Source organism: Nitrospiria bacterium (assembly GCA_036397255.1).
Classification (GTDB): domain Bacteria; phylum Nitrospirota; class Nitrospiria; order DASWJH01; family DASWJH01; genus DASWJH01.
Genome location: DASWJH010000121.1, coordinates 1 through 2,828 on the forward strand (window position 1 = coordinate 1; position 2,828 = coordinate 2,828).

The 2,828-nt window shown below is 41.0% G+C and carries 2 protein-coding genes; both read left to right on the forward strand.

Annotated features, from left to right (window positions below):
• The first annotated feature begins 503 nt into the window (after nt 1-503).
• Nucleotides 504-1,277, forward strand: a complete 774-nt coding sequence (locus VGB26_15845; GenBank protein HEX9759248.1) for a methyltransferase domain-containing protein — start codon at nt 504-506, stop codon at nt 1,275-1,277.
• A 2-nt stretch (nt 1,278-1,279) separates the two neighbouring features.
• Nucleotides 1,280-2,761 carry a bifunctional class I SAM-dependent methyltransferase/glycosyltransferase family 2 protein gene (locus tag VGB26_15850; GenBank protein HEX9759249.1) on the forward strand — a complete coding sequence of 494 codons (1,482 nt, stop codon included), beginning with the start codon at nt 1,280-1,282 and terminating at the stop codon, nt 2,759-2,761.
• Nucleotides 2,762-2,828 lie beyond the last annotated feature (67 nt).

The window sequence follows — 2,828 nt, forward strand, 5'->3', positions numbered from 1 at the left end:
CGGGAATGACGAACTGGATTTTGCAGGAACCTCTAATACTTCAAAGGCTTCAACCACAGAATGACTTTGACTTGACCCTTGCCCTGTATGGACCTTAAACACTTTTTTACAATTTTTACCCACTCGATTACACGAAGACCCAAAATAAATTCTCCCGCGCCTCCAAAATTCGAGAATACCCTTTAGGTTTTTGCAAGCCCTTTCAAAAACCCCTTCAATTTTGAATCGGTTTGATGATGCGTTTGGTTATTACCACTCCTCGGGTATCCAAGAACTCTGCCTAGTCATTTTTTTGAATTTCATCACAAACCAATTTACCTTAGATTTTATCGGCTTGCATGGATCACATAAAAAGCATATAATTCAAAAGGATAGGTACTCTGAAGGTTCCCATCTGGAAGGGAAAAGAAAAATTTTAAAATGCCCATTAGTAAAGTCTAGGATTTTAGACCGGATTGAAGCTTGTACAAGCTTTTTCCATATCAGATAGGAATTCGTTTTTTTTGTATAATTTAAAAAATATTTTTCGATTGAAAGAATTAGACAGACTGGATATTGACGATCCCGCGACAACCGTCATTCGTAGAAAAATAGTACGTCGCAAACGGTTCCTTTATGAGGTCTATCGCCACTTTTACAAACAAATGTTTTCCCTGATTCAAAAACTTCCCAAAGGTCCCATCATTGAATTAGGTTCGGGGCCAGGGTTTATCAAAGAGATCATCCCATCTGCAATGACATCCGAAGTCTTTTTAATTCCAGATCTTGATTTAGTTTGTTCAGGCCAAAACCTCCCTTTCAAGGACCAATCGATTTCCTGTTTACTGATGCTGGATGTTTTTCATCATATTCCCAAGCCCATTCAATTTTTAAAGGAAGCGGAAAGATGTTTGCTCAGAGGAGGCAGAGTCCTCATGGTTGAACCCTATAATACCCTTTTTGGGCGTTTTTTTTACCAGAAATTTCATCAGGAATGCTTTGATCCTCATGCGGGATGGGAACATCAAGAAAGGGGGCCTTTATCAGGTGCCAATGGGGCCTTACCTTGGATTATTTTTGTTCGTGACCAACATATTTTTAAAAAGAATTTTTCCAGCCTCCAAGTCAAATCGATTAAACCCCATACCCCTTTCGCATATTTACTTTCGGGTGGTCTTTCATTCAATTCTTTTCTCCCTGGAATATGTTTTGGTCCGGTTCGTATCATTGAAAATTTATTATCGCCTCTTAATAATCACATTGGCTTATTTGCCACCATTTCCTTGGAAAAGACATAAAATTGACAGGGAAATCCCCCATCAACCAAAATCGGAGAATGGTGTCCATCGATTGGAATAAAAAAAATGACTATTACCATAAGCTGATAGAGGGATATTTAACTTTTCATACATCTGACCAAGATTCCTTACTGGTCTTGGGCTGCGGGAAAGGCGGAATATTCGATAATGCCCCCTTTCAGTCTGCTGTGGGAATTGACTTGGACCCTAGCGTAATCCAGGAGGGGCAGAATAAATTTCAAAGCAATTCAAAAGTGGAATTCCACACTGTAAAAGACTACCTTTCTTTACCCGATTTGAACCGGACCTTCGATGGCGTCATTGTTAAAAACGTGATCGCAGAATTAAAGGACATCCAGGCGCTACTAGAAAGGTTAAGGGTTTTGATGAATCCATCCTCTCGGCTGGTCATGAACTTCCATAGCCATTTATGGTCTCCAATCATTCAAGTCGCCGAAACCTTTGGACTGAAAAGACCAACCGGAAGAACCACCTGGGTAACCAAAGAAGATATTTTGAACTTGTTTATATTGACCGGTTTTGAACTTGTAACCCATGGAAAATGTATACTGCTCCCCAAAAACCCTTTTGGCCTAGGGGGTTTTATTAACCGGTGGGTAGCGCCATTGCCCATTGTGGAGAACCTGTGTTTAGAAAATATCGTAATGGCCCGACCGATTGGTTTAAACGAAAACCCCAAATTACCATCCGTAACCGTTGTCATCCCTGCCCGTAATGAAGCGGGGAATATAGAAAACGCGATACACCGGCTTCCTTCCATGGGGGTCCACACTGAAATCATCTTTGTTGAAGGAAATTCCATTGATAATACGTGGGACGAGATAAAGCGGGTTCAGGATTTGCATCCCGAAAGGGATATTAAGGTGTTGAAACAATCAGGCAAAGGAAAAGCCGATGCAGTTCAACACGGCTTTAAAGAAGCCAAGGGTGATCTTCTGATGATTCTTGACGCAGATTTAACAGTGGACCCAGAAGACCTTCCAAAATTCTTTAATGCGATCGTGGAAAACAAGGGGGATTTTATTAATGGTTCTAGATTGGTGTATCCTTTAGAAGAACAGGCCATGCGTTTTCTCAACATGTTGGCAAACAAATTATTCGGGTGGTTGTTCACTTGGCTGTTAGGTCAAAGATATCGCGACACCCTTTGCGGAACAAAAGTGCTTTGGAAAAAAGATTATAACCGTATTGCAAATAATAGAAGGTTTTTTGGAGATTTTGACCCTTTTGGAGATTTCGATCTGATTTTCGGAGCCACAAAGCTTGGCCTCAAGACCATCGAAATTCCTGTCCGGTACAAGGAAAGGACCTACGGAACGACCAATATAAAACGATTTCGGCATGGTTTGCTTTTATTTCGAATGATTTTCTTAGCAGCTCGACTATTAAAATTTAAACTTGCTATTCCCCGTAGCTCGCTACGGGGTGACCGCTTAGGTTCCCCCTTTAGAAAAGGGGGATAAAGGGGGATTTGAGGATTTAGCTTTTCCTCTGAATACCCCGCAGTCTTGCTGCGGGGATTTTTATTTG